This is a genomic window from Dactylosporangium sp. NPDC051087, from assembly GCF_055586325.1.
In genome coordinates this window covers 229,691-254,975 of the sequence record NZ_JBVJIJ010000006.1, presented here as the reverse complement: position 1 = coordinate 254,975, position 25,285 = coordinate 229,691, and the positions used below count along the sequence as shown (strand labels likewise).

Genomic DNA, 25,285 nt, shown 5'->3' with positions numbered 1-25,285 from the left:
CGGTTGAACAGAGCGGGGTGACGGTGCCGATCCGGCAGACCTATGGCGGGCACGGCGACGCGTGCCGGGCCGCGAACGCGCTCGACCTCGTCGGTGACCGCTGGTCGCTGATCATCGTGCGGGAGCTGATCCTCGGCCCCAAACGCTTCGCCGACCTGCAGGAGTCCGTCCGCGGCATCACCCCGGCGGTCCTCACCGACCGGCTGCGCTCCCTGCGGCAGGCCGGGATCGTCGACCACGTCGTCCTGCCGGACCTGGCCCGCACCCCCGCATATGTCGCCACCGAGTGGGGCCGCGGGCTGGAGCAGGTCCTGGGATCGCTCGGCCGCTGGTATTCCGCCGGCCCCGACCCGGGCACCGAGGGCGGCATGACCCCCGACGCGGCCGTCGTCGCCATGCGGACCATGGCACCGCCGGTCCGTGCCGAGCTCCCGCCGATCGTGCTCCACCTGCACGACCAGCGCGACACCCGCCGGGGCGGCCCGCCGGTGCACAGCTTCCACACGGCCACCGGCGACGGCACCGTCGACGTGCGGCCGGGCCCGGTCGACGGCCCGGCGGCGACCGTCACCGCGGACTCGACCACCTGGTGCGGGATCCTCTTCGAAGGCGTGGACCTGGCCGCCGCGCACATCGACGGCGACCGCGCGGCCGTCGCCTCGATCGTGGCCCTCTACACCCCACCGCCATCGGCGACGATGGACCCGTGACCGTCCTCCTGTCCGTCCTGTACGTCATGCTGCTCGTCACCGCCGTCTGGGCCGGCGCCGGCCTGCGTCCGCCGCCCGGGCCACGGCGCCTGCCCGTCGCCACGACCGCCGCGACCGCGCTCGTCGCCGTCGTGTCGCTGCTGCAGCTCACCGCCGCGCCGGCGCTGCTCGGCACGTTGCGCCGGGACCGGGCCGCGATCGCCGACGGGGAGGTGTGGCGCCTGGTCACGTCGTTCGTGGTGCAGGACAGCGGCTGGCCCGGCACCATTTCCAACCTCGTGACCCTCGCCGTCGTCGGCACGCTCGCCGAACGCCTCTGGGGCACCGCCCGGTGGGTCGCCGTCGCGTGCGCCGTGCAGGTCCTCGGCGGCCTGTGGGGCCTCGCCGTCCAGCCGGTCGGCGCCGGGAACTCCCTCGTCGACTTCGGCCTTGCCGCGTCCCTCGCCGCCGCCGCCCTGCTGCTGTCCCCTGCCAACCGAATCCGGGTGCTCGCCGCGGCGAGCCTGGCCGTGGCGCTCGCACTGCTCGTCCTCGCCGACATCCACGGCGGCGCCGCCGCCATCGGTGCCGTCCTCGGTGCGCTGCTCGCGGCCGGTCGGCGACGCCGGGGGCCTACCCGCCGGGGGCACGGAGCTATGGCGGGGTGACCGGCAGGGCGATGACCTGCTCGCCGTGGGGGCTGCGGCTGTACTGGACGGCCTTGCCCTCGCGGGCGCGGATCAGCAGGCCGGCGCTGAACAGGGCGGCCAGGTGATACGACACGGTGGACTTGCTCAGGTGGTGGCGGTGGCTGAGCTCGGTCGTGGAGCGGGGGACGTCCAGGTCGCGCAGGATCGCCGCCCGGTGCGTGCCGAAGAGGTGCAGCGGCCCGGCGGTGCGGGTGGAGGGGGCGCGCGGCCCCACAGCGGGTACTGCACGAACGGGTCGCCGATGCAGTCGAGCTGGACGTTCAGCCGGGGGCAGCCGAGCAGTGACGGCACCAGCGGCAGGCCGGCGTCGGGCAGGGCGGAGGTCGCCGTGTGCGACACGGTCAGCTCGATCGTCGTGCCGGTCCAGTGGATCTTCGGGTGGAGGGTGTTGACGGCGTGGCCGATGCCGTGCCGAGCCATGAGCTGCGCGCGCATCGTGACCTCGGCGTCGATGGCGTCGCGGACGGCGGTGATCTGGTCGGCGAGCGCCGTGTCGTAGAAGTGGCGCAGCGCCCTGGCCGCCCGCACGGCGAACGTGCCGCCCTCGACGGCGTCGCGGACGTCGCGTGGCAGGCCGGTCACGTGGCCGTCGCGGAGCTGCGCCGCGACGGTGGTGCCGGGCGTCGCGGCGACGCTGGAGAGCTGCTGCTGCCACGCGCGGGACCAGTCCGGCGTCGGTGGGTTCGGGGTGAGCAGGTCCGGGGTGTAGTCGCCGCCGGCGCGCAGGACGGCGGCGAGCATGGTGACGTCGCGGTCGCGGAGCGCGAACCGCGCCGCGGGGCCCGGGTCGCCGAACTCGCGGTGCCGCTGGCCGACGGCGACGAGGCGCAGCCACTCGACCGTCTCGACGGCCGGGGACGGCGCCAGCCGCAGGTGTGCCATGCCCGGACCGTCGACCGTCACGGTTATCACTGCGCCAACCCTAACGACGGTCTATCCGTTCGACAATTTTCGAACGGATTGCCGGGCGGTGCGGCGGCGTAGTCGACTGACGTGCCAACGGGGGGCCCGAGCGCCCGTGAAACGAGCACTCGGGCCGGGCGGTCACTGGACGTAGCAGGCTTTCGCCGTGCCCGGGACCGGGTCGCCGAACACGACGTTGGTGCAGGGTGCGCTGCCGGTGATGCGGCGGTACGTGTAGCGCCCCGCCGCCCCGAACGCCACCTCGCGGGTGCCGGTGAAGGCGCACGTCTTCGTCTCGTCGGCGCACGGCGTCCACGTCGTCGTGCCGGGTGGCGGCGCGGTGAGATAGCAGGCCTTCGCCGTGCCGGGGGCCGGGTCGCCGAACACGGCGTTCGTGCACGCCATCGCGCCGGTGGCCGTGGCGTACCGGTACTGCCCGGCCGCGCCGTACGCGACGGTGGCGGTGCCGGCGAACGCGCACGTGCCGGTCTCCGCGGCGCACGGTGTCCAGGTGTCCGCGGCCGTCGGCGGCGGGGTCGTGTAGCAGGCCTTGGCGACGTTCGGCGCGGGGTCGCCGAAGACGCCGTTGGCGCAGGCGGTGCCGTTGGACGGCGTCGCGTAGGCGAAGCGGCCGGCCGCCCCGAACGCCACCGTCCGGGGTCCGGTGAACGCGCAGGTGCCCGTCTCGGCCGCGCACCGCGGCCACGCCCCCGGCAGCGCGGTGGACCCGGGCGGTGCGACGGATCCGGTGAAGTGCCAGACGCCGGAGCCGACGGTGTAGACGGTTTCGACGCCGCCGGCGGACACCTGGGAGGCACCCGGCGGGCCGGCGGTGGCGTCGCCGCGGCCGAAGTTCGGCACGTGAACGGTCGCGGTGGCGCCGACGGGCACCGTGACGTCGAGCGTGACCTGTCCGCCGGTGACGGTCCACGCGCTGGCGACGGTGCCGCGGACGGTGTCGACGGACGCGGCGACGTGGGTGAGCCCGGCCGGGATCCGCGGGTCGACGGTCAGCGTCGAGTAGGCCGGCCCGGTCGGCTGGATGCCGGCCAGCTGGGTGTAGAGCGAGGCGTTGACGCCGGACCACATCGCGTGGTCGTGGGTCTCCATGTTGGACTGGTAGGTCCACTGCTCCCACGGTGTCGTCGCGCCGCGGCTGATCTGGTAGCCGAACCCCGGGTAGGTGGTGGTGCCGAGCACGGTCGCCGCCACGTCGATCCGGCCGATCCGGGCCAGGGCGTCGACGAGGAACCGGGTGCCGAAGATGCCGGTGTCGAGGTGCCCGCCGTTGCGGTTGAGGATCGTGTCGACGAGCCGGGCACCGACGGCGGTGACGTTGGCGTCGGGGACCATGCCGAAGGCGAGCGGCAGCACGCTCGTGGTCTGCCGGCCGCCGCCGTAGCTCGCGCCGTCAGCGTTGAGGAAGCGGGTGTTGAAGGCGGCTCTGATGCTGTCGGCGAGTTGGGTGAAGCGGGTCGCGTCGGCGGTCTGGCCGAGCGCTGCCGCGGCTTTCGCGAGGGTCTGCGCCTGCCGGTACGACAGCGCCGTGTTGACGATGGACACCTCGCTCTGGCAGGCGCCGGCGCTCGGGTTGCCCTGACCGCCGCCCGCGTTCGGGCCGAGGTCGGGCGGGCACCAGTCGCCGAAGCCGGTGGTCCAGATGTGGCCGGGGACGTTCGCGGCGTTGGTGTCGACGAAGCGTTTCATCGCCGGGTAGTGCGCGGCGAGGGTGTCGCGGTCGCCGTACTGCTCGTACAGCGCCCAGGCGAGCACGACCTGGTTGCCGCCCATGTCGGGCTGCTGCGCGTTGCCGGCGTCGTTCGGCAGTGCCGTGCCGGGCGGCATGTCGGCGAGGTACTTGGCGTAGAAGGCGTTCATGCCGAACTCGCGGATCGACGCGTCGTGGTACGCCTGCACGTCCATGCCCGGTGGGGTGCGCTCGTCGCGGACGGGGTTGTCGGTCGGGATGCTCATCGAGTTGTTGAGGATCGACCAGCGGTTGTTCTGCCAGATCTGGTTGAGCAGCGCGTCGGACGACGTGAACGTCCCCGTGCTCCGCACGTCCGCGTGGACGACCCGGGCGTCGAGGCTGCCGGCGGTGGGCGTGCCGGGGAAGCCGGTGACCTCGACGTAGCGGAAGCCGTGGTACGTGAACCGCGGCTCGTACGTCTCGGCCGCGCCGGTGCCGGCGAGGGTGTAGGTGTCGGTGGAGGCGGCATTGCGGTTCGTGGCGGTGTCGAGCATCCCGTCGGCCCGCACCTCTTCCGCGGTCCGCAGGCGCACGGTGGTGCCGGCGGCGCCCTGGGCACGCAGGCGCACCCATCCGGCGATGTTCTGGCCGAAGTCGTACACCCAGACGCCCGGTTGCGGCTGGGTGAGCCGCGCGGCCGGGCGGGTGGCGACGACCCGCATCGGCGGCAGCGTCGCCGCGGTCAGCGGGCCGGACGGGGCGGCGACGGTCCGCACGGCGCGCCATCCGGTGTCGTTGTAGCCGGTCTGGTCCCAGCCGGTGCGTTCGAGCCGGGCGTCGTAGGTCTCGCCGGCGTAGATGTCGTTGGCGGTGATCGGGCCGGTCTGCCACTTCCACGACGGGTCGCTGACGACGGTCTGGTGGGTGCCGTCGGTGTACGTCACGTCGAGCAGCAGGATCGCCTGTCTCGGGCCGGTCCAGCGGAAGCCGTACGGGCTGAACCGCGGCCCGTAGCCGTCGCCGAGCCACAACCCGACGGCGTTGCCACCGGCGCGCAGGGCGGCGGTGACGTCGTACGTGCTGTACAGGTTGCGCCGCTCGTAGGGGGTGTTGGCGGGCGCGAGGACCTGGTCGCCCACCTTGGCGCCGTTGAGCCGCAGCTCGTAGAAGCCGAGCCCGTGCACGTAGGCCCGTGCGCTCGCCACGGCCTTGCTCTGCAGCGTGAAGGTCGCGCGCAGCATCGGCGCCGCGGTGGTGGACGTGTCGGGGCTGATCCACTGCGCGCCCTTCCAGTCCTGGGTGCCGAACAGGCCGGTCTCCCAGCGGGCGGGGGCGCTCCACGCGGACGGCTGGTCGGCGGCGTCCCAGGCCTGCACGGCCCAGTGGTAGGCGCGGGCGGGCTGCAGAGCGGGCCCGCCGTACGGCACGGCGATCGAGGTGCCGGTGCCGACCTTGCCGCTGTCCCAGACGTCGGCGCTGCCCGGGCTGAGCCGGCCGGGTGTGCTGGCGACGAGGATCCGGTAGGCGGTCTGCCGTTCGCCGTTGGCCGTCGCGGACAACCGCCAGCTGAGGGCGGGCCGGGTGTTGTCGGTGCCGAGCGGGTCGCCGGTGTTGTCGACGCGGAGGTCGGCGACGGCGATCTGGCCGGCCGCGGCGGCGGCCGGAGTGGTCGCCACGGCGGTCGCCGCGACGGTGATCGGGACTGCGAGGACGGCGGCGGCCACGCATTGTCCGACGCGATTGTGAACGAACATGGCGGTGTCCTTCACGTTAGGAATTGAAACCTTTCAATTCTGCGTTGCCTCAGGCTAACAGCGCCGCCGCCTCCAGAACCAGCACGCTTTTTGGAAATGTGTCGAATTGCTCTGGGTCGTCCGCAGGGCCGCCTTGGGTCTGCGTTAAGTCCGCCTTAGATCGAGCGCCTTTGCTCTTCCGCGCGGTTACGTTTGTGCTGGCTGCCGGACGTCGTCGCCCCGCCGGGGCGGCCCGGGCAGCCGCCGCCGAGTCGCCTGCCGCGCCCGCTGTCCGGGCGTTCGCCGACGAGCCGGGGAACCATCCGGGGTTTGTCCCATGGGGTGAATCCGCGCCCGCCACACCGCCACACCGGGGCGCGGTAGGGCGCGCCTTCTTCTCGCCCGAATCCGTCAGCTAACCCGGTAGGCGGTCCGCGAAGAAGGACTGTGCCGTGTTCAACGGACGCACGACCATGCGCACCGCGGTCGTCGCGCTGGCGGTGGCGGCGCTCATCGCGCCCGCCGGTGCCGCACGCGCGGACCCGACCCCGGAAGAGCTCCAGGCCCAGATCGACAAGGGCAACAACGAGGTCGAGCTCGTCGTCGAGCAGTACAACAAGGTCAACGGCGACCTCGAGGCCACCCAGGCGGCGATCGCGAAACTGCAGTCCGACCTGGTGCCCCTGCAGGCCGACCTCGACGCCGCCCAGGACGAGGCCACCGCGTTCGCCGTCAACGCCTACAAGTCCGGCGGCAACCTCGGCACCCTGTCGCTCATGCTCGGCGCGAGCTCGACCGACGCCTTCACCGGCCGGGTCGGCACGCTCCAGCAGATCTCCCGCAGCCAGCAGCGCGACCTGACCGCCTACAGCACGGCCAAGGACACCTTCGACGCCGAGCAGCGCCGCCTCAACGAGACCCTCGCCGCGCAGAGCCAGCAGAAGACCGAACTGGCCACCCGCCGCAAGAAGATCGAGGGCGACATCAAGCGGCTCGACGCCCTGCAGGCCAAGGCCGAGGCCGCCGCGGCGGCCGCCGCGAAACCCAAGACCACGGCCCCGGCGACGAACCCGGGCAAGCCCCCGGCGGTCTCCGGCAACGCGGGCAAGGCGGTCAACTACGCCTGGGCCCAGCTCGGCAAGAAGTACGTTTGGGGCGCCGCCGGCCCGAACACCTTCGACTGCTCCGGCCTGACCATGATGGCCTGGAAAGCCGCCGGCGTGACCCTCCCGCACAACGCCGCCCAGCAGTGGGGCAAGGTGCGCCACATCTCCCGCAGCCAGCTGGTCCCCGGCGACCTGGTCTTCTACAACGGCCTCGGCCACGTGGGCATCTACATCGGCAACAACCAGATCATCCACGCCCCCAACAGCCGCACCGTCGTCAAGGTCGCCCCGATCGACATCGACAGCCTCTACGGCTACGGCCGCCCGGGCTGACCTCCTCCGCAAGTCGGCACCGACGGCGCCCCGCCTCTCCCCCGTTGAGGCGGGGCGCCCGCCGTCGTGCTTGTCGCTACGCCGCGTCGAGGCCCGGGCAGTAGGTGGACGCCTCGGCCGTGGCCGCGTCGAGCTTCTTCTCGAAGTCCGGGTCGGCGACGCCCTCCGGGGTGAGCATCCTGCCGAGGGTCCCGACGAGCGCCTGCAGCGCCGCCTTCAGCTTCGGGTCGGCGGTCGCGGTCTCCTTGTCGACGGCCGTCTTGAGCCGCTCGACGAGCGCCGCCCCGTCGGCCTTGGCCTTGTCCTTGGTGGCCTGGTCCTCTGCGGTCGCCAACTTGAGGAGCACCTCGAGCAGCTGCGTCTTCTCGGCCTCGAAGGCCGCGATGACGGCCTTGCAGATCCGCTCCGAGTCCCCCTTCACACCGGCCGGCTGGCTCGCCGCCGCACCGGACGGGGCACCCGCCCCCGTGCCCGACGCCGTGCCCGACGCGGCACCTGTCGCGGCACCGGACGCGGCGCCACCGGCCGGCGCCGCGTTCTTGCCCGCCTCACCGGCGTCGGTGCCGCAGGCCCCGCTCAGTCCGGCCGCGAGGGCAAGGACCAGTGCCGCCGTCATCGTGCGCATGCGCATGACGCGCGCCTCCCCGTTCGTGGTCGTGAAAGTCCAAGGATCATAGACGCGACGGCACCGGCACGCCCGGCTGCCGACCTCACAGCCAGGCGATGACCCGCGAGGAGGCGTCGAGGTTGTCGGCGGGGACCAGCGACGCGGTGCCGGCCTTGAGGTCGACGATGACGACCTGCTTGTCGACGACAGCGGCGAGCACCTCGCTGTCCGGTGCCGGCTGCCAGGTCTCCGGGTCGTCGTACAGTCGCACGTCGATGCCGCCGGAGGGCAGGGTGAGGATCGGGTCCTTGCCGATGGCCCGCGTGGCCGGGTCCACGGTCTGGAAGGTCCGGGTCTCGGTGGTGTAGAGGACCGGGCGGCAGGTGCCGGGGACGAAGAGCAGGCTGTTGCCGCCGACGGTCGTGCCCGCGAGGATCGTGTCGGCGCCGTGGAACGCGCCGTCCTTGGTCAGGTCGGCGTCGCCGGTGCGCTCCTTGAAGTGCAGGGCCTCCTTCGCGGAGCCGATGGAGACCGCGACCCGCTTGCCGCACACGGCGGTGGGGTGCCACATCTTCGGCGAGTCCAGCAGCTTCGGGGTCTTGCCGCCGAGGACCGCGACGGTGGTGGTGTCGGCCTTGACGACGGTGGTGGTGTCGGTGATCTCGACCGACACCTGCTGCGGCATGCTCTTGCGGCGGTCGAACTTCACGTGCGTGTCGTCCAGCCACTCGCCGCAGTCCAGCTCGGACGTGGCGCTCACCTGGGTGACGCCGCCCAGGGTGTACTTCTCCTTCTTGACCTTGTCGAGCACGGTCGCCTTGCCGGCGAGGTCGGCGACGACCAGGTCCTCGGCGCGGCGGAACGAGACGCGCTTGCCGTCCGGCGAGACGCGCAGGCACAGGCTCCTCGGCAAGGCGTCGGCGGCGATCTGGCGTTCCTTGCCGTCGGCGATGGTCCGTGCGGTCACGACCTTGCCGCTGCGGTAGAAGAACGTCTTGTGGTCGGCGGAGAGCTCGTAGTCGAAGTCGTCGGAGCGCGGCACGTCGAACGGCGCGATCGACATGTGCCCGTCGGCCTCCTGGGTGAGCAGCTTCAGCCCGTTGCCGCCGGTGACGAGCAGCTTCCCGGCGACCTTCGGCGGCGGTGGCTTCGACGGTGCCGCCGCCGTGGCCGGCGAGCCCTTCGAGTCGCCCGATCCGCAGCCGGCCACCCCGACGGCCAGTGCTGTGAGCACCACGAAATACCGACGCATGCTGATGCCTCCCCCGTGTTCGGAGGGTTTGTAGCACATCGCGGTAGCCTGCCGGACATGCGCATGCTGCACCTGGGGCTGCGGGTCACAGATCTGGACCGCTCGCTCGCCTTCTACACCACCGTCGGGTATGCCAGGGTCGGGCACGTCCCCGGGACGGGTTTCGGCAGCCTGACGATGCTGCGGCTGCCCGGTGACCCGTTCGTCAGCCTGGAGCTGGTGCACGACCCCGAGCGGCCGGTCGGGGACACCGGCGCGGTCAACCATCTCGTCGTGCAGGTGGACGACCTGCCCGCCACCGTCGCCGAGCTGGCGGGCAGGGGTGTGACGGCCGAGCCGCCGACGGATCACGGCGGGGGGATGTTCACGTCGTGGCTCACCGACCCCGACGGCTACCGCATCGAGCTCGTGCAGTGGCCGCCCGGTCATCCGGAGGGCATGACGGCGGCCGACTTCGAATAGCCCGCGTGTTCAGCCGCGCGTCACACCGAAGCCTTCTGTTCGATCTTGTTCGATGTTAGATTCACGCCTGACGATATAGACCACCTTCTTAACAGTAACGGTGGGTGCGCGTGCAGACTCAGAACCTGATCGCCAACGGCGGATTCGAGACCGGCCTCACCGGCTGGACCACGATCGAGGGCGCGGCGGCGGTGATCGCGTACGGCGCCACCGGCTACCCGACCCAGACAGGTCCCGGCCCGGCCGACCGAGGCACGAGCTTCGCCGGTGGCGGCAACGCGCCGAGGACCCGGCTGCGCCAGCAGGTGACGCTGCCGTGGACGGCGCAGATCGACGCCGGGACGGCGACGTTCGACTGCGCCGGCTGGCTCGGCGGCTACGCCGACCAGGACGACGGCGCGCGACTCTCGGTGGAGTTCCTGTCCGCGACCGGCCTGCCGCTCGGCGTCTGCGTGCTGGGGCCGGTCACCGCCGCGGACCGCGGCAACACCACCGGCCTGCTGCGCCGCGCCCAGTCCGGCGTCGTCCCGCCCGGCAGCCGCACCGCGCGGACCGTGCTGCTGTTCACCCGCGACGGCGGCACCTCCAACGACGGCTACGCCGACAGCGTCTCCCTCGTGCTGACCACCCAGCCCACGAACCTGCTGACCAACCCGGGAGCGGAAGCCGGCCTGACCGGATGGACGGTCGCCGAGGGCGGCCCCGCCGTCATCGCCTACGGCACCGCCGGCTACCCGACGCCGACCGGCCCGGGACCGGCGAACCGCGGCGCGAACTTCTTCGGCGGCGGCACCAGCGCACGCAGCCGCATGACCCAGGCCGTGCCGCTGCCGGGCGGGGCTACCCAATACGAGTTCGGCGCGTACCTCGGCGGCTACGCGGACCAGAACGACACGGCGTCGTGCACCGCCACGTTCCTCAACAGCGTGGGCGGCTCCCTGGGCGTCGTCAGCCTCGCGGCGGTGACCGCGGCCGACCGGGGCAACGCGACCGGGCTGCTGCGCCGCGCCACGGCCGGCGCGGTGCCCGCCGGGGCGCGGACCGTCCGCGTGGAGGTCGTGTTCAGCAGGGCCGGCGGCACCTCGAACGACGGCTACGCCGACGCGATCTCCTTCGGCGTGCTCACGGGAGGATCCTGATGCGACTCGATCGACGGACACTGCTGCGGGCGGCGGCCGGCGCCGGCGCGATGGGCGTCGCCTGGCCGCTGATGCAGGGACTCGGGCCGGGAGCGGCGCACGCCGCGGCGGCCGCGCTCGGCGCGAGCTGGGACCCGGCGCCGTTCACCGTCGGCGTCGGCTCCGGCGACCCGCTGCCGACCAGCGTCCTGCTGTGGACGAGGCTCGCACCGGACCCCCTCGCCGACACCCAGCCCCTCGCCGACATCGTGCAGGTCGACTGGGCCGTCGCCACGGACGCGGCGATGAGCACCGTCGTCGCGTCCGGGAGCGTCGCGGCGTCGGTACTGCTCGGGCACAGCGTGCACGTGGTCGCCGAGGGGCTGCAGCCGGGGCGGCGCTACTACTACCGCTTCACGGCGCTGGGCAAGGCCAGCCGGGTGGGCCGCACGAAGACGGCGCCGGTCGGGCCGACGAGCCTGGTCCGGTTCGCGTCGCTCAACTGCCAGGACTACCGGGCCGGCGAATACCCGGGGATGCGTGACCTGGCCGCCGACAGCGCCCTGGACTTCGTCGTGCACCTCGGCGACTACATCTACGAAGGCTCCGAGCTCGGCACGGCGTACACCCTGAACGACTACCGCAGGCTGCACGCGCTCTACAAGGGTGACCCGCTGCTCCGCGACGTGCACGCCGCGCATCCCTTCTATCTCACCTGGGACGATCACGACGTCGTCAACGACTACTCGGGATCGCGGGGCGCCGCCACGTTCGTCGCCCGGCGCGCGGCCGCCTACCAGGGCTGGTACGAGCACATGCCGCTGCGCCTGGAAGGCGACGACACGGCACTGCCGGACCCGCGGATCTACCGCAGCCGCCAGTGGGGCGACCTGCTCGAGCTGGTCATCCTCGACCTGCGGCAGCACCGTTCGGAGCAGAACCTGGCCGACGGGACCATCCTGGGCACCAAGCAGAAGGCGTGGCTGAAGGACCGGATCACGCAGCGGACCGGCGGCTGGCAGTGCTGGGTCAACTCGATCTTCCTCAGCCAGCAGCGGGCACCGGGCGGCGGCTTCATGTTCACCGACCAGTGGGACGGGTTCCGGGCCGAGCGCGCCGAGCTGCTCGGGCACGTGCAGTCCGCCGGCGGGCCGGACTTCGTGACCGTCACCGGCGACTGGCACAGCGCGTTCGTCCAGGACATCAGGCCGGACTTCGACAACGCCGGCGCGCCGGTCATCGGCACCGAGTTCGTGGCGCACTCCGCGACGTCCAGCGCGTACTCGGCGAGCTGGAACGCCACGAACGGCCCGCTGCTCGGCGCGGCCAACCCGCACCTGCAGTACTTCGAGGGCAACCGCTACGGCCACGACGTCTACGAGGTGACACCGCAGCGGTGGACGACCCGGCTGCGGGTGGTGGCCAACCGCACCGACCCGGCCGCCGCGGTCAGCACCCTCACCAGCTGGCACGTCGACCGTGGCCGGGCCGGCGCCTACGAGGACCCGGCCACGAGGACCTCACCGGCGCAGTACCGGCGCTAGCGCGTCCGGGTGGTCTGTATCGTCGGGCTCATGCGGTACGTGGCGATCGGTGACAGTTTCAGTGAGGGCATGGGTGACGAGCGGGAGGACGGCACGCCCCGCGGGTGGGCCGATCTGGTCGCCGCGGCGCTCATCGCCGGCGATCCGCGCTGGCAGTACGCCAACCTCGCCATCCGCGGCCGGCTGCTGGAGCCGATCGTGACCACGCAGCTGGACGCCGCCCTGGCGATGTCGCCGCCGCCGACGCTGATCTCGCTCAACGGCGGCGGCAACGACATGATGCGCCGCGGCGCGGATCTGTCGCGCCTCGTGCGGCTCATCGAGGGGGCGGTCGAGCGGTGCGGCGCGGCCGGCGTCCGCATCATGGTCCTCAGCGGCGCCGACCCGTCGGACCACCTGCCGCTCGGCCGGGTCCTGCGCCGCCGCGCCGGAGAGCTCACCGAAGCGGTACGGGACCTCACCGGACGTCACGGTGTGCTGTTCGTCGACTGTTTCGGCGACGCCGAGCTGCGCCGGGCCGGGTACTGGTCCGCGGACCGGCTGCACCTCAACGCCGCCGGGCACCGCCGGGTCGCCGGGCTCGTCCTCGCCGCGCTGGACGTCGCCGCCGAAGAGCACCGGATCGACGGCGCCCAGGCCGGCTCGCGCGGTCTGCTCGTCCAGGCGCGGTACTACCGCCAGCACGTCCTGCCGTGGGTGCTGCGCCGGGCCCGCGGCCGCTCCTCCGGCGACGGACGCGCCGCCAAGTACCCGGCCTGGACCAGCGTCAGCTGAGCGGACCCCGCCCCACGAATGGGGCGGGGCCGCGTGCGGAGCCTACGAGCGGGTCCACTGCTGGTTGGCGCCGCCGTTGCAGGGCCAGATGATGAGCTTGGTCCCGTTGGTGGTGCCGTTGTCGTAGGCGTCCAGGCATTTGCCGGAGCCGGTGCCGACGACCGTGCCGTTGGCGTTGATCGTCCACTGCTGGTTGGTCTGGCCGTTGCAGTCCCAGATCTGCACGGCCGCCCCGTCCGCGGTCGAGTTGCCGACGACGTCGAGGCACTTGTTGCCGTACACCTGCAGCTGCTTCGAAGTGGTCGCGTTCCAGCGCTGGTTGGCGCCGCCGTTGCAGTCCCACAGGGCGACGGCGGTGCCGCTGGTGGTCACGTTGCCGGGCACGTCGGCGCAGCGCCCGGACTGCACGCCGCGCAGCGGCGCGCCGACCTGCGGGGCGCCGCAGGTCGTGAGGCCGCTGGTGTACGGGCAGACGACGGACGCGAACCCACCACGCTCGGCGAGGGCGACGGAGAGCGTGTCGGCGTTGGTGACGGTCCGCGTCTCACGCAGCAGGTTGCCGCCGTTGTCGCGGACGGTCTCCAGGAGCCACTGGCCGGAGCCGAGGAAGTTCAGCGGCGTGCTGTAGGTCTTCGCGGCGAGGGCGGAGATGCCGGCGACGTACCACGTGCCGCCGTTGCGGCGGGCGAAGTACGCCTCCTGGCCGGGGCGGCCGCCGAGGAGGCGGGTCTCGTCCCAGGCGGTCGGGAGCTGGTTGAGGATGCGCATCGCCTCGGGCTGCGACTCGTAGCTCTCGGGGTTGTCGCCGAGGTGCTGCCAGCCGGACTCGAAGACGATCGCGGTGGCGAGCTCGTGCGCGCGGGTGGTGTCGCGGTTGTACGGGCTGAAGATCACCGGGGTGTAGTCCATGCTGCTGATGGCGTTGCGAGTGAAGGGCAGGATGGTGTTCTTCTGGGCCCGCAGGTACTGCTCGGCGCCGTGCACGGCCTCTGCGGTCATGACGTGCGGCCAGGTGCGCTGCATACCGCGCGGGGTCGCCGACCCATGGAAGTTGATCATCAGCTGGAGCTCGGCGGTGCGGGCGAGGATCGCGTCGTACCACTGCAGGGTCGGCTGGGTGAACTCGAAGCTGAAGTCGACCTTGACGCCGGCGACGCCCCAGCTCTTGATCAGCGGCAGCCACTGCTCGCGCTGCGCGGCGGTCCACAGCTGGTTGGAGTTGAACCACAGGATGACCTGCACACCGCGGTCGCGGGCGTACTGCGTGACGCTCGGCGCCCAGCTCTGCTGCCAGCCCTCGTCGATGAGGACGTAGCCCCAGCCGTTGCGAGCGGCGAAGTCGATGTACTGCCGCTGCCGGTTCTGGTCCGACGGGCTGGCGTGTTCGGTCAGCCAGGACCAGGTGACGGTGTCGGGCTTGACCCAGGAGGTGTTGCTGACCCGCGACGGCGCGGACAGGTCGTCGACGATCGTCGAGCCGGTCACGCTCGCGAGGGAGCCGACCGCGGCGGTGCGCCACGGCGTGGAGAACGGCCGGTTGGCGGTGATCGAGCCGCTGTCGAGGATGGCGGTGAACGCGCCCGAGCCGTTCTGGTGCTGCAGGCTCATGCCGGCGTACCGGCCGTCCAGGTCAGCCTCGGCGACGAGCGCGAACGTGCCCGCGACGTCGAACAGCGCCGGGTTGCGGAACGTGCCGGTGGCCGCGGCGCCGGCCGTCGTCTGCACCGGGTAGCCCTGATCCTCGCGGTGCGACGGAAGCAGCCAACTGTTGGTGTTGGTCGGCACCGACCAGGACGTGGCCTCCCGCTGGATGGTCACCGACCCGCTGCCGGGCAGCACGTAGCGGTAGGCGGCGCCGGCGTCCGAGGCCCGGACCACGACGTCGAGCCGGTTGCCGCCGGCGCCGGTGAACGACAGCGTCGACTCGTTGTACGTCGTCGACCGGTTGCGCTGCTTGCCGGTGGTCATCGTGTAGGCCTCGGTGACGGTCCGGCTGGTGCGGCTGTTGAACGTCAGGCCCGTGGAGAGGTTCGCGGCGCTGGTCACGATGCCGATCGCGGACGGCGACAGGATCGTGCGACCTCCGTTGGACACGGAGAAGCTCAGCGTCCCGTTGTCGTTGAGCGTGACCTGGGCGGAGGTCGGGGAGCCGGCCGACGGGCCGGTGACCGTCCAGGTGGTGGCGGCCGACGCCGGCGTGGCGGCGACCGTGAGGCCGGTGGCGAGCAGCGCGAGCACGAACGTGCCACGAAGCAGGGACTTGTGATGTCGCATTGGGGGACGTCCTCCGGACTTGGTTGGCGGAACCACGGACGGGGGTTCGTGCGGCGGCCTGGGACGACCGCTGATGTCAACGTTGTCAACGATGGCGGCGTTGGATTACGTTGATACGTGCGCGACTATGCGGCCATTGAACATCTTGATCATGATCCTGTCAAGGATCGGCTGTTCCACGCGAAGCTCCCAAAAATTCGGTCCGCTGTACCGCTTGACAACGATTGCATCTTGTCGATTTGCTGTGGTGACTTTTGAGCAGCCGAGTTGGAACTTGTTGGATGTTCCGTTTCAAGTTTTCAACCCGCCTTCGACTTGGAGAAGTCCCATGACCGAGCTGCGACTGTCCCGCCGTACCGCTCTGCGGAGCCTGCCCGTGTTCCTCGGCGCCTCCACGCTGCTGTCCGCGTGCGGCGACGACTCCGACGCACCCGCCACCGACAGCGGGTCCGCGACGGACCCGATCACGTTCGGGTCCAACTACTCCGACGACAGCACCAAGCAGGCGTTCGCCGCGCTGACCGCGGCCGCGACGACCGCGACGAAGGTGCCGATCACCGTCAACACGGTCGACCACAACACGTTCCAGAACAACATCAGCAACTACCTGCAGGGCACCCCGGACTCCCTGGCCACCTGGTTCGCCGGGTACCGGCTGCAGTTCTTCGCCGCGCAGGGCCTGCTCACCCCGATCGACGACGTCTGGGACAAGATCGGCGGCAACTTCAACGACGCCGCGAAGAACCTCTCCAAGGGCATCGACGGCAAGCACTACCTGGTGCCGCTGTACAACTACCCGTGGGTCGTCTTCTACAACAAGAGCGTCTTCGCCGCGAAGGGCTACCAGGTCCCCACCACCTGGGACGACTTCATCAACCTGTGCAAGAAGATGAAGACCGACGGGCTGATCCCGATCGCGTTCGCGGAGAAGGACGGCTGGCCCGCCCTGGGCACGTTCGACATCATCAACCTGCGCGTCAACGGCTACGACTACCACATCAAGCTCATGAAGCACGAGGTCCCGTGGACCGACCCGGGCGTCACCGCCGTGTTCGACAAGTGGCGCGAGCTCATGCCCTACCTGCAGAACGGCGCCAATGGCCGCACCTGGCAGGACGCCGCCAAGGCCCTGGAGAACAAGCAGGCCGGGATGATGTTCCAGGGCTCCAACCAGGTCGCCGCGAACTACTCGCCGGCCAACCTGCCCGACCTCGACTTCTTCCCGTACCCCGTGATCAACCCGACGTACGGGCAGGACTACATGGACGCCCCCACCGACGGGTTCATCCTGCCGAAAAAGGGCAAGAACACCGCCGCGGCCAAAGCCGTCCTGGAGTACATCGGCACCGGCGCCGCCGAGGCCAAGTTCCTGGAGAACGACCACTGGGACGTCGGCCTCGCCAACGGGCTCGTCGCACCCACGTACAACGAGATCCAGAAGAAGTCCGTCGCCGAGATCGCCAAGTGCAAGAACGTCTCCCAGTTCATGGACCGCGACACCGTCCCCGACATGGCCACCGCGATGATCAAAGCCATCCAGACCTTCGTGGACAGCCCGACCGCCGAGACGGTCGCGTCGATCCAGAAGAGCGCGGAGGACCAGGCCAAGACGATCTTCACCAAGTGAGGACCTTCACGCGCCGCGACGGCCTGGTCGTCGCGGCCATGGTGGGCGTACCGCTGGCGCTGGAGGCGGCCCTCATCTGGGGACCCGCGCTGGCCTCGGTCGGGTTGTCGTTCACGAAGTGGACCGGCGTCGGCGGGGTGCGGTTGCAGTCCTGCGACTCGCTGCCGTCGGCGCCGGGCATACCCCAGCCCGGCTGCCTCAACGGGGTGCGCAACTACGAGCAGGCGTTCACCACCTACCCCGACTTCTGGCCGGCCGTGCAGCACAACATCATCTGGCTGCTCGTCTTCGCCGGCTTCGCCACCCCGCTCGGCATGCTCTTCGCCGTCGTCATCGACCGCGGCATCCGCGGCTCCCGCATCTACCAGAGCATCCTCTTCCTGCCCGTGATGCTGTCCCTGGCCCTGATCGGCATCATCTGGGAGCTCATCTACTCCCCCAACTACGGCCTCATCAACTCGATCCTGGACCGCACCGGCGACGACAACCTCATCGACTGGCTCGGCAACCCATCCCTCAACCTGTGGGCACTGCTCGTCGAGGCCAGCTGGCGGCAGGCCGGCTACGTCATGATCCTCTACCTCGCCGGCCTCAAAGCCGTCGACCCGGCACTGCGGGAAGCGGCACTCGTCGACGGCGCCAACGCCTGGCAGACCTTCTGGCGGGTCGTCTTCCCCGCGATGCGGCCGATCAACATCGTCGTCATGGTCGTCACCGTCATCGAATCCCTGCGCGCGTTCGACCTGGTGTACATCACCTCCGGCGGCAACCCGCTCAAAGGCCTCGAACTGCTCTCCGTCGCCGTCACCCAGAACATCGTCGGCGAGACCCAACGGATCGGCTTCGGCTCCACCCTCGGCGTGATCCTCCTCGTCATCTCCCTCATCCCGATCACGATCTTCCTGGTCCAGGCATTCCGGCGAGAGGAAACCCGCGCATGACCCGGACCGTCCGGATCGCCGCACAAGCCTTCATGATCGCGATGATCGCGTTGTGGCTCACGCCCGTGCTGTTCTCGCTGTACGTCGCGCTACGACCCATCGCCGACACCAACGCGCACGGCTACGTCTCACTACCGGACCGCCTGACGCTCGACAACTTCCGCGCCGCATGGACCCAATCAGACATGTGGCACTTCTTCCTCAACTCGCTCATCGTGACCGTGCCGGCGGTCCTGCTCACGCTCCTGCTCGCCTCGTCCTTCGCCTACGTCGTGTCCAGGCTGCGCTTCCGGTGGAACATCGCGCTGCTCGTCCTGTTCACCGCCGGGAACCTGCTGCCGCAACAGGTCATCATCACGCCGCTGTTCCGCCTGTACCTCGCCATCCCGCTCCCGCACTGGCTCAGCGAGAGCGAACTCATGTACAACTCCTACCTCGGCCTCATCGCCATCAACATCGCCTTCCAACTCGGCTTCTGCGTCTTCGTCCTCTCCAACTACATGAAAGCCCTCCCACACGAACTCGACGAAGCCGCCATCGTCGACGGCGCCGGAGTCTGGACCCGCTACTGGCGCCTCATCCTCCCCCTCTGCCGACCCGCCCTCGCCGCCCTCGCCACACTGCTCACCACCTGGATCTACAACGACTTCTTCTGGGCCATCACCCTCATCTCCACCGGCGACAAACGCCCCGTCACCTCAGCCCTCGCCAACCTCCAAGGCCAATTCGTCGCCAACCAGAACATGATCGCCGCCGCCGCACTCATCGCCGCGATCCCCACCCTCATCGTCTACATCGCCCTGCAGAAACAGTTCATCGCCGGACTGGCCCTCGGGTCCACCAAGGGCTGACCAGGGCATCGGCGACCACCTAAGGAGCGAGCGTGTGCTGGCATACTCGGCGCCATGACGGAGGACGCCGCCGGGACCGACCGGCCCGGGCGTCCAGGCCTCGTCGAGGTCGCCGCCCTGGCCGGCGTGTCGGTCAAGACCGCCTCGAGGGCGCTCAACGGCGAGGGCTATGTCGCCCACGAGACCCGGCAGCGCGTCCAGCAGGCCGCCGACCAGCTGGGGTACCGGCCCAACGGGATGGCCAGGGAGCTGCGCCGCGGCGGCAGCACGTCGACCCTCGTCGGCATGCTCGGCGGCGACCTGGGCAACCCGTTCTACTCCAGGATCGCCAGCGGCCTGGAGCGCGAGCTGCGGCAGCGCGGGCTGCAGCTCGTCACCGTCAATACCGACGAGAGCAGCCGGTCCGAGCAGCAGCTCACCGACGCCCTCCTCGAACGCCGCGTCCGGGCGCTGGTCCTCGCCTCCACCCTGTCCGAGCACGGTCACCTCGCCGTCGAGCACCGCCACGGCACGCCCTTCGTCTTCGTCGACCGGCCACCCGCCGGCCTGGCCGCGGACGCGGTCCTGCTGGACAACGCCGGCGGCGCGCAACAGGCGGCGGCGCACCTGCTGCAGCTCGGCCACACCCGCATCGGCATCGTCGGGGACCTGTCGCGGCTCAGCACCCACCAGGAGCGCGTCACCGCGTTCGGCGCGACCCTGCAGGCGGCCGGCCTCCTCGACTGGCACGACCACCTGGTCGAGGGCGCCCACGACGTGACCACCGCGCAGCGGGCCGTGACCGAGCTGCTGCGCCGCGACCGGCCACCGACGGCGATCTTCACGACCAGCAACCGGATCACGACCGGCGCGCTGCGCGTCCTGCACGGGCACCCGGCACCGCCGGCGCTCGTCGGCTTCGACGAGCTCGACATGGGCGACATCCTCGGCGTCACCGTCATCACCCACGACCCGGAGAACATGGGCCGGCAGACCGCGCGGCTGCTGCTCGAACGCCTCGACGGCTACGACGGCCCGGCGCGGTGGGTCATCCTCCCGACCCGGCTGGTCCCGCGAAGCTCCTCCCGCCCCTGCCCGGACAGCTGACCGGCGGCGCCGGGGCGTCCTGCACGACCGGAACGATCACGGTTCGCCGCCCAACGGTGTGACAACGATGACACACGGACAGGACCCCTGGAGATGCTGGCATCGTCACGGCAACTCGCCATCCTCGAGATCGTCAACCGCGACGGCGGCGCGCAACTGCGCCGCCTCGCGGACCTCTTCGGCGTGTCCACCGGCACCATCCGCCGCGACCTCACCGTGCTCGACGCGTCCGGCCTCGTCGCCCGGGTCCACGGCGGCGCCGTCGCGTGCCCCACGATCGGGTACGGCCGCAAACCCCTCCGCTCCGCCGTCATGGCGCGGCAGGTCGCCCGGGCGACGATCGCCGCCGACGCCGCCCGCGTCGTGGCGCCCGGCACCACGGTCGCGCTGCCCGCCGGGCCGATCTCGGAGCTGCTCGCCCAGCACCTCACGACCGTGCCGGGGCTCACCGTGGTCACCTACTCACTGCCCGTCGCCCAGGCGTTCCAGGCCCACCAGCGCGACGACCAGACCCTCGTGCTCACCGGCGGCATCGTCACCGGCACCCAGGGCCTGACCGGCCCGCTCGCCGCGCACGCGATGCACGCGTACCGCATCAACACCGGGTTCGTCGAGTTCGACGGCGCCGACGACGCCGGCCGGCCCGCGAACCTCGACGAGGACACCGCCGAGCTCAACCGCGCCGTCCTCGCCGCCGCCGGCCGCGGCGTCTGCTACGCCGACCACACCGCGTGGCACCGCGCCGCCACCCATCTGGTCGTGCCGCCGCACCCCGGCACGGTCCTGCTCGTCGACGCGCGGGTCCGCCCGGACATCCGCACCGGCCTCGCCCTGCTCGGCATCCGCACCGCGGTCGCGCACGGCACCCGCCCGCACAACCCCGCCCTGGCCTGAACACGGCCTGACCACAGCTGCGTCGATTCGCATCAGCGGCCGGGGTACGGGGTACCGGCACGATCATGAACCGCACCTCCATCACCACGGCGCTCGGCGCGCAGCGTTTCGTCTCGCTCACCACGTTCCGGCGCGACGGGTCGCGGGTCGCCACCCCGGTCTGGATCACCCCGGACGGTGACGCGCTCGTCGTGACCACCCCCGCCTCGAGCCACAAGGTCAAACGCCTCCGCGCCGACCCCCGGGTGCTGCTCGTGCCGTGCGGCCGCACCGGCAAGGTCGACCCGGGCGACGAGCCGGTCCCGGGCACCGCCGAGATCGTCGCCGACCCGGCCTCGGTCGCCAGGCCGACCGACCTGGTCCGGCGCAAGTACGGTCTGGAGTACCGCCTGTTCATGCTCGTCGAGCGCCTCGCCGGCCGCCGCGGGGAACGGGTCATGCTGCGGATCACCCTGTAGCGCGGCCCGCCGTCTCCATGTGCGGGCCGCCCTCGGCGGGATCGGCGGGATCGGCGGCTGCGGAACCGGCGGCTTTGCGCCGCCGGCGGCGTTCGAAGGCCAGGCCGCCGACGGTGAGCACCACCAGCGTGCCCAGCGCCGCCCACATCGGCCAGTGACCGGGCTGCGAGCCGTATGCGCCGACGGTGACGTACGCGGTCGTCGCCGGCAGGATCCCCACCACCGTCCCGCCGAGGAAGTCCCGCAACCGCACGGACGTGAGCCCGGCGACGTAGTTGACCGCGGTGAACGGCACCACCGGGATCAGCCTGGCCAGCACGATCGTGCGCAGCCCGTTGCCGGCCAGCATGGCGTCGAACCGGTCCAGCCGCCCGCCGGCCAGCCACCGCACGGTGTCCCGCCCCAGCAGCCGCCCCAGGTAGAACGCCATCACCGCGCCGAGCATCGCCCCGGCGACGACGACCACGACCCCGGCGGCCACCCCGAACAGTGCCCCTGCGGCGAGGGTGAACACCGTCTTCGGCAGCGGCGACAGCGACACGACGGCGTACAGCCCGCTGAACGCCACCGGCGCCCACCACCCGAGCGCCTCGACGCTCCCGCGCAGCTGCTGCTGGTCCGGCACCCCGATGAGCACCGCCGCCCCGGCGACCACCGCCGCGAGCAGGACGATCCCGGCGATGTGCAGCATCCCGGCGCGAACGGTCATGATCCCATCATGCCGCCCCGCGCGGGGCTCCGCCCTGCAAGGCGCCCCGGCGCCGCTCAGAACGAGCCGCCGAAGCTCGGCGGGCTCCGGTAGCTGCTCGACGGCCCGTAGCCGCGGTTCGTCCGGGACGGCGTTCGGCGGCACCGGCGGCCGGGTACAGGGGGCGCATGACTGTCGCGTGGGGTGTCACGGTGGACTGTGCCGAGCCGGTGCGGCTGGCCGCGTTCTGGCGCGACGCCCTCGGATATGTGGACGCGCCGGTGCCGGACGGCTTCGCGAGCCGCGAGGAGTGGCTGATCCGGTGGGAGGTGCCGCCGCAGGAGTGGAACGACGCGGCGTACCTGCACGACCCGGACGGGGTCCGGCCGACGCTGACGTTCCTGAAGGTGCCGGAGCCGAAGACCGTCAAGAACCGGCTGCACCTCGACGTCAAGGTCGGCGGCCGGGACCGGCCGCAGGAGGAGCGCTGGCCGGCCATCGCCGAGACGGTGCGCCGGCTGGTCGGCGCGGGCGCGACGGTCGTCGAGGAGGTCGCCGTCGCCGGGGTGCCGAGCCACGTCGTCATGGCCGACCCCGAGGGCAACGAGTTCTGCGTCGTCTGACCGCCGGTGATCTTCGTCGATCCCCCGCCACCTGCTGAGACGACCTGACCGACCGTTCACCGGCGCCGCACTCAGGGCAAAGGGCCCGCGCGGGGCCGGTGTGGCGGATTTGGCAACCACAAGGCTTGTGACAGGCCAGGGCACAACCGCTATGGTGCGATATCCGCGGCTTGTGCACGGCCGCGTCGTCAAGGCCGGGCCAACGCTGTCCCACCGCATTCCGATGCACCGCCAGGTAACGGTGGAGGTCAGCTGTGCCCGATCCTATGGGCTTCATGAAGTACGGTCGTCAACTGCCGCTGCTGCGCCCGGTGCCCGAGCGGGTCGCCGACTGGCGCGACGTGTATCAGCGCGCCGACGGCCAGCTGATCCACGAGCAGGCCAGCCGGTGCATGAGCTGCGGTGTCCCGTACTGCCACAACGGCTGCCCCCTGGGGAACCTGATCCCCGACTGGAACGACCTGGTGCGCACCGGCGACTGGGACCGCGCCGCCGACACGCTGCACGCGACGAACAACTTCCCCGAGTTCACGGGCCGGTTGTGCCCGGCGCCGTGCGAGGCGGCCTGCGTCCTGGGCATCGGTGACGACCCGGTCACGATCAAGCAGGTCGAGGTCGAGATCATCAACCGGGCGACCGACGACGGGCCGCTGAAGCCGTTCCCGGTGGTGACCCTGTCGGGCAAGAGCGTGGCCGTGGTGGGCTCCGGCCCCGCGGGCCTGGCCGCGGCGCAGCAGCTGGCCCGCGCCGGCCACGCGACCACGGTGTACGAGCGCAGCGACGCCCCCGGCGGCCTGCTCCGCTACGGCATTCCGGACTTCAAGTTCGAAAAGCATCACATCGACGCGCGGCTGGCCCAGATGGAGGCAGAGGGCGTGACGTTTGTCACCAACTGCAACGTCGGGGAGGACGTCTCCCTCGCCGAGCTGCGCCGCCGGCACGACGCGGTCGTCCTCGCCTGCGGCGCGCTCGACGCCCGTGACGTCCCGGAGACCCCCGGCCGCGAGCTGTCCGGGATCCACCAGGCGATGGTCTACCTGGAGGGCGCGAACAAGGTCGTCGCCGGCAAGCTGGACGCGCCGCCGATCACCGCGGCCGGCCGGCACGTCATCGTCGTCGGTGGCGGCGACACCGCCGCGGACTGCCTGGGCACCGCGCACCGGCAGGGCGCGGCGAGCGTGCAGCTCGTCGAGGTCGCCCCGCTGCCCCCGCCGCAGCGCGACGGCAGCCGCAACCCGTGGCCGACCTGGCCGATCATGCTGCGCAGCGGCTCCGCGCACGAGGAGGGCGGCGAGCGCAACTACGGCTGCGCGATCCGCCGCTTCATCGGCGACGACCAGGGCGCGCTGAAGGCCGTCGAGCTTGTCGACGTCGTCCTCGGCCCGGGCTTCACCCTGACCGAGGTCGAGGGCACCATCCGGGAGATCCCGGCCGACCTGGCGCTGCTGGCGATCGGGTTCGCGGGCACGCAGGCCGGCCCGCACCTGGAGCAGGTCGAGCTGACCCGCAACGGCCGGGGCACCATCGACACGGACACCGAGTGGCAGACGTCGGCGCCGGGCATCTTCGTGGCCGGCGACGCCCGCCGCGGACCGTCGCTGATCGTGTGGGCGATCGCGGAGGGCCGCTCGGCGGCGGCGGCCGTCCACCAGTACCTCAAGGGCGGCGGCAACCTCCCCGCCCCGATCACCCCGGCGTCGCGGCCGCTCGCCTGACCCCGCTCCACCGGTCGCCGCTCGGCTGACCGGCTCAACCCATCGCCGCCCACGCGGCGGCGATGGGCCCGAGCGCGCGCATGTCGGCGAGGCCGCCGCCCATCTTGTTCATGGCGTAGGCGTAGGTCGCGTGCGCGTCCAGGTCGATGATGGTCAGCGAGCCGCCGGCACCGCCCCAGTACAGCGTGTTCGGGTTGGGCATGAAGTCGCCGCCGACGGCGAAGCCGAGCCCGAAGCGGATCGGCATGCCGAGGATCAGGTCCGGGCCCTCGACCTGGACCTCCAGGGCGCTGCGGCAGGTCGCCTCGGACAGGAAGCGGCGGCCCTGGGCGACCCCGCCGTTGGCGAGGATCGTGTGCACCAGCGCCATGCCGCGCGCGTTGCCCGTGCCGCCGCCGGCGGCGATCTCGGCGGCGCGCCACGCCCGCGAGTTGGTCACGGTCGTGTCCAGCCGCGGGTTGTGCGCCGCGTTGTCCTGCAGCTCGGTCACGTCGCCGGAGAACGCCTCCACGTCGGGCGGGACCAGCTCGGCGACCCGGGGCTCCTCCGACTCGGGCAGGCCGATGTGGATGTCGGCGCCGAGCGGCCCGGCGATCTCCTCGCGGAACACGGTGCCCAGCGACCGGCCGGTGATCCGCCGGACCACCTCACCGATCAGGAACCCCTGCGTGACCGCGTGGTAGCCGGAGGCGGTGCCCGGTTTCCAGAACGGCTCCTGCGCCGCCAGCAGCCCGGTCGCCTTCTCCCAGTCGTACAGGTCCTCGGGCCGCAGCGGCTCCCGCCACCCCGACAGTCCCGAGGAGTGGCTCATCACCTGCGCGACCGTGACCTGGTCCTTGCCGCCGGCCGCGAACTGCGGCCAGTACCGGGCGACCGGCGCGGCGAAGTCGAGCTCGCCGCGGTCGGCGACCAGCAGCGCGGTCAGCGCCGCCACCGTCTTCGTCGTCGAGTAGACGTTGACGATCGTGCCGGACTCCCAGACCCGGGTGCGTGCCGCGTCCGCGTGCCCGCCCCACAGGTCGGCGACGGTCTCCCCGCCGACGGTGGCGCAGAAGGACGCCCCCACCTCGGCGCCCTCGGCGAAGTTCTGCTCGAACGCCTCGCGCACGCCCGCCATGTCGTCCCGCACGAACCCACACACGTCCCCGCCGGCCACGGCGACTCCCCCCGGTAGATCGGACGAGCCGATTGTGTGCGGGGGTGCGCC

23 protein-coding genes and 1 riboswitch are annotated in these 25,285 nt (G+C 71.7%); of the genes, 15 read left to right on the top strand and 8 right to left on the bottom strand.

Features of this window, described 5'->3' with window-relative positions; genetic code table 11:
* Nucleotides 1-17 precede the first annotated feature (17 nt).
* On the top strand, nt 18-710 hold the full coding sequence (locus ACZ6TV_RS14145; protein WP_465297559.1) for a winged helix-turn-helix transcriptional regulator: 693 nt from the start codon (nt 18-20) through the stop codon (nt 708-710).
* Complete coding sequence (locus ACZ6TV_RS14140) at nt 707-1,357, top strand: rhomboid family intramembrane serine protease (protein ID WP_465297558.1); 651 nt, start codon at nt 707-709, stop codon at nt 1,355-1,357. The genes ACZ6TV_RS14145 and ACZ6TV_RS14140 overlap by 4 nt, the downstream gene beginning before the upstream one ends.
* Here ACZ6TV_RS14140 and ACZ6TV_RS14135 read toward each other — a convergent pair.
* From ACZ6TV_RS14135 to ACZ6TV_RS14125, 3 genes are all read right to left on the bottom strand, one after another.
* Nucleotides 1,344-1,472 carry a hypothetical protein gene (locus tag ACZ6TV_RS14135; protein ID WP_465297690.1) on the bottom strand — a complete coding sequence of 43 codons (129 nt, stop codon included), beginning with the start codon at nt 1,470-1,472 and terminating at the stop codon, nt 1,344-1,346. The genes ACZ6TV_RS14140 and ACZ6TV_RS14135 overlap by 14 nt on opposite strands.
* 11 nt (nt 1,473-1,483) lie before the next feature.
* A complete protein-coding gene (locus tag ACZ6TV_RS14130; RefSeq protein WP_465297557.1) occupies nt 1,484-2,281 on the bottom strand; it encodes a DUF5937 family protein in 798 nt (265 codons plus the stop codon).
* A 162-nt stretch (nt 2,282-2,443) separates the two neighbouring features.
* Nucleotides 2,444-5,746 (bottom strand): family 78 glycoside hydrolase catalytic domain, encoded by a 3,303-nt coding sequence (locus ACZ6TV_RS14125; RefSeq protein ID WP_465297556.1) that lies wholly within the window; start codon nt 5,744-5,746, stop codon nt 2,444-2,446.
* 270 nt (nt 5,747-6,016) lie between these two features.
* A riboswitch (cyclic di-AMP (ydaO/yuaA leader) is annotated at nt 6,017-6,170 on the top strand.
* A gap of 7 nt (nt 6,171-6,177) precedes the next feature.
* Between ACZ6TV_RS14125 and ACZ6TV_RS14120 the strand changes: the two genes are divergently transcribed.
* Nucleotides 6,178-7,164, top strand: coding sequence for a C40 family peptidase (locus tag ACZ6TV_RS14120; protein WP_465297555.1), 987 nt, complete (start codon nt 6,178-6,180; stop codon nt 7,162-7,164).
* 76 nt (nt 7,165-7,240) lie between these two features.
* On the opposite strand, the gene ACZ6TV_RS14115 is transcribed toward ACZ6TV_RS14120, so the two are convergent.
* Nucleotides 7,241-7,795, bottom strand: coding sequence for a hypothetical protein (locus tag ACZ6TV_RS14115; protein ID WP_465297554.1), 555 nt, complete (start codon nt 7,793-7,795; stop codon nt 7,241-7,243).
* A 79-nt stretch (nt 7,796-7,874) separates the two neighbouring features.
* Nucleotides 7,875-9,023, bottom strand: a complete 1,149-nt coding sequence (locus ACZ6TV_RS14110; RefSeq protein WP_465297553.1) for a hypothetical protein — start codon at nt 9,021-9,023, stop codon at nt 7,875-7,877.
* Between the two features lie 57 nt (nt 9,024-9,080).
* On the opposite strand from ACZ6TV_RS14110, the gene ACZ6TV_RS14105 reads away from it, so the two are divergent.
* From ACZ6TV_RS14105 to ACZ6TV_RS14090, 4 genes are all read left to right on the top strand, one after another.
* Nucleotides 9,081-9,485, top strand: a complete 405-nt coding sequence (locus tag ACZ6TV_RS14105) for a VOC family protein (RefSeq protein ID WP_465297552.1) — start codon at nt 9,081-9,083, stop codon at nt 9,483-9,485.
* A gap of 110 nt (nt 9,486-9,595) precedes the next feature.
* Nucleotides 9,596-10,624, top strand: coding sequence for a hypothetical protein (locus ACZ6TV_RS14100; RefSeq protein WP_465297551.1), 1,029 nt, complete (start codon nt 9,596-9,598; stop codon nt 10,622-10,624).
* Nucleotides 10,624-12,147 (top strand): alkaline phosphatase D family protein, encoded by a 1,524-nt coding sequence (locus tag ACZ6TV_RS14095; RefSeq protein ID WP_465297550.1) that lies wholly within the window; start codon nt 10,624-10,626, stop codon nt 12,145-12,147. Before ACZ6TV_RS14100 ends, ACZ6TV_RS14095 begins: the two co-directional genes overlap by 1 nt.
* A gap of 30 nt (nt 12,148-12,177) precedes the next feature.
* Nucleotides 12,178-12,921: an SGNH/GDSL hydrolase family protein gene (locus ACZ6TV_RS14090; RefSeq protein WP_465297549.1), complete on the top strand. Its 744-nt coding sequence runs from the start codon at nt 12,178-12,180 to the stop codon at nt 12,919-12,921.
* Nucleotides 12,922-12,963: 42 nt separating this feature from the next.
* Here ACZ6TV_RS14090 and ACZ6TV_RS14085 read toward each other — a convergent pair whose 3' ends face one another.
* Nucleotides 12,964-15,195: a glycoside hydrolase family 97 N-terminal domain-containing protein gene (locus ACZ6TV_RS14085; RefSeq protein WP_465297548.1), complete on the bottom strand. Its 2,232-nt coding sequence runs from the start codon at nt 15,193-15,195 to the stop codon at nt 12,964-12,966.
* A gap of 328 nt (nt 15,196-15,523) precedes the next feature.
* Here ACZ6TV_RS14085 and ACZ6TV_RS14080 point away from each other — a divergent pair, with 328 nt between their 5' ends.
* The 6 genes from ACZ6TV_RS14080 to ACZ6TV_RS14055 all read left to right on the top strand — a co-directional run bounded on the left by ACZ6TV_RS14080 (nt 15,524) and on the right by ACZ6TV_RS14055 (nt 21,052).
* The gene (locus tag ACZ6TV_RS14080) at nt 15,524-16,822 is read left to right on the top strand and encodes an ABC transporter substrate-binding protein (RefSeq protein ID WP_465297547.1); all 1,299 of its coding nucleotides are present in this window, start codon (nt 15,524-15,526) and stop codon (nt 16,820-16,822) included.
* Nucleotides 16,819-17,763, top strand: coding sequence for a carbohydrate ABC transporter permease (locus ACZ6TV_RS14075; RefSeq protein ID WP_465297546.1), 945 nt, complete (start codon nt 16,819-16,821; stop codon nt 17,761-17,763). The genes ACZ6TV_RS14080 and ACZ6TV_RS14075 overlap by 4 nt, the downstream gene beginning before the upstream one ends.
* Nucleotides 17,760-18,614: a carbohydrate ABC transporter permease gene (locus tag ACZ6TV_RS14070; protein WP_465297545.1), complete on the top strand. Its 855-nt coding sequence runs from the start codon at nt 17,760-17,762 to the stop codon at nt 18,612-18,614. The genes ACZ6TV_RS14075 and ACZ6TV_RS14070 overlap by 4 nt, the downstream gene beginning before the upstream one ends.
* A 54-nt stretch (nt 18,615-18,668) precedes the next feature.
* The gene (locus ACZ6TV_RS14065) at nt 18,669-19,700 is read left to right on the top strand and encodes a LacI family DNA-binding transcriptional regulator (protein ID WP_465297544.1); all 1,032 of its coding nucleotides are present in this window, start codon (nt 18,669-18,671) and stop codon (nt 19,698-19,700) included.
* A gap of 93 nt (nt 19,701-19,793) precedes the next feature.
* A complete protein-coding gene (locus ACZ6TV_RS14060; protein ID WP_465297543.1) occupies nt 19,794-20,594 on the top strand; it encodes a DeoR/GlpR family DNA-binding transcription regulator in 801 nt (266 codons plus the stop codon).
* Nucleotides 20,595-20,659: 65 nt separating this feature from the next.
* Nucleotides 20,660-21,052, top strand: a complete 393-nt coding sequence (locus tag ACZ6TV_RS14055; RefSeq protein WP_465297542.1) for a PPOX class F420-dependent oxidoreductase — start codon at nt 20,660-20,662, stop codon at nt 21,050-21,052.
* Here ACZ6TV_RS14055 and ACZ6TV_RS14050 read toward each other — a convergent pair.
* Nucleotides 21,042-21,761, bottom strand: a complete 720-nt coding sequence (locus tag ACZ6TV_RS14050) for a TVP38/TMEM64 family protein (RefSeq protein WP_465297541.1) — start codon at nt 21,759-21,761, stop codon at nt 21,042-21,044. The two genes, ACZ6TV_RS14055 and ACZ6TV_RS14050, sit on opposite strands and share 11 nt — an antisense overlap.
* A gap of 167 nt (nt 21,762-21,928) precedes the next feature.
* Here ACZ6TV_RS14050 and ACZ6TV_RS14045 point away from each other — a divergent pair, with 167 nt between their 5' ends.
* Together ACZ6TV_RS14045 and ACZ6TV_RS14040 are read left to right on the top strand one after the other, a co-directional pair.
* Nucleotides 21,929-22,363, top strand: a complete 435-nt coding sequence (locus tag ACZ6TV_RS14045) for a VOC family protein (RefSeq protein ID WP_465297540.1) — start codon at nt 21,929-21,931, stop codon at nt 22,361-22,363.
* Between the two features lie 254 nt (nt 22,364-22,617).
* Complete coding sequence (locus ACZ6TV_RS14040) at nt 22,618-24,078, top strand: glutamate synthase subunit beta (protein ID WP_465297539.1); 1,461 nt, start codon at nt 22,618-22,620, stop codon at nt 24,076-24,078.
* Between the two features lie 34 nt (nt 24,079-24,112).
* On the opposite strand, the gene ACZ6TV_RS14035 is transcribed toward ACZ6TV_RS14040, so the two are convergent.
* Nucleotides 24,113-25,234, bottom strand: coding sequence for a serine hydrolase domain-containing protein (locus ACZ6TV_RS14035; RefSeq protein ID WP_465297538.1), 1,122 nt, complete (start codon nt 25,232-25,234; stop codon nt 24,113-24,115).
* Nucleotides 25,235-25,285 lie beyond the last annotated feature (51 nt).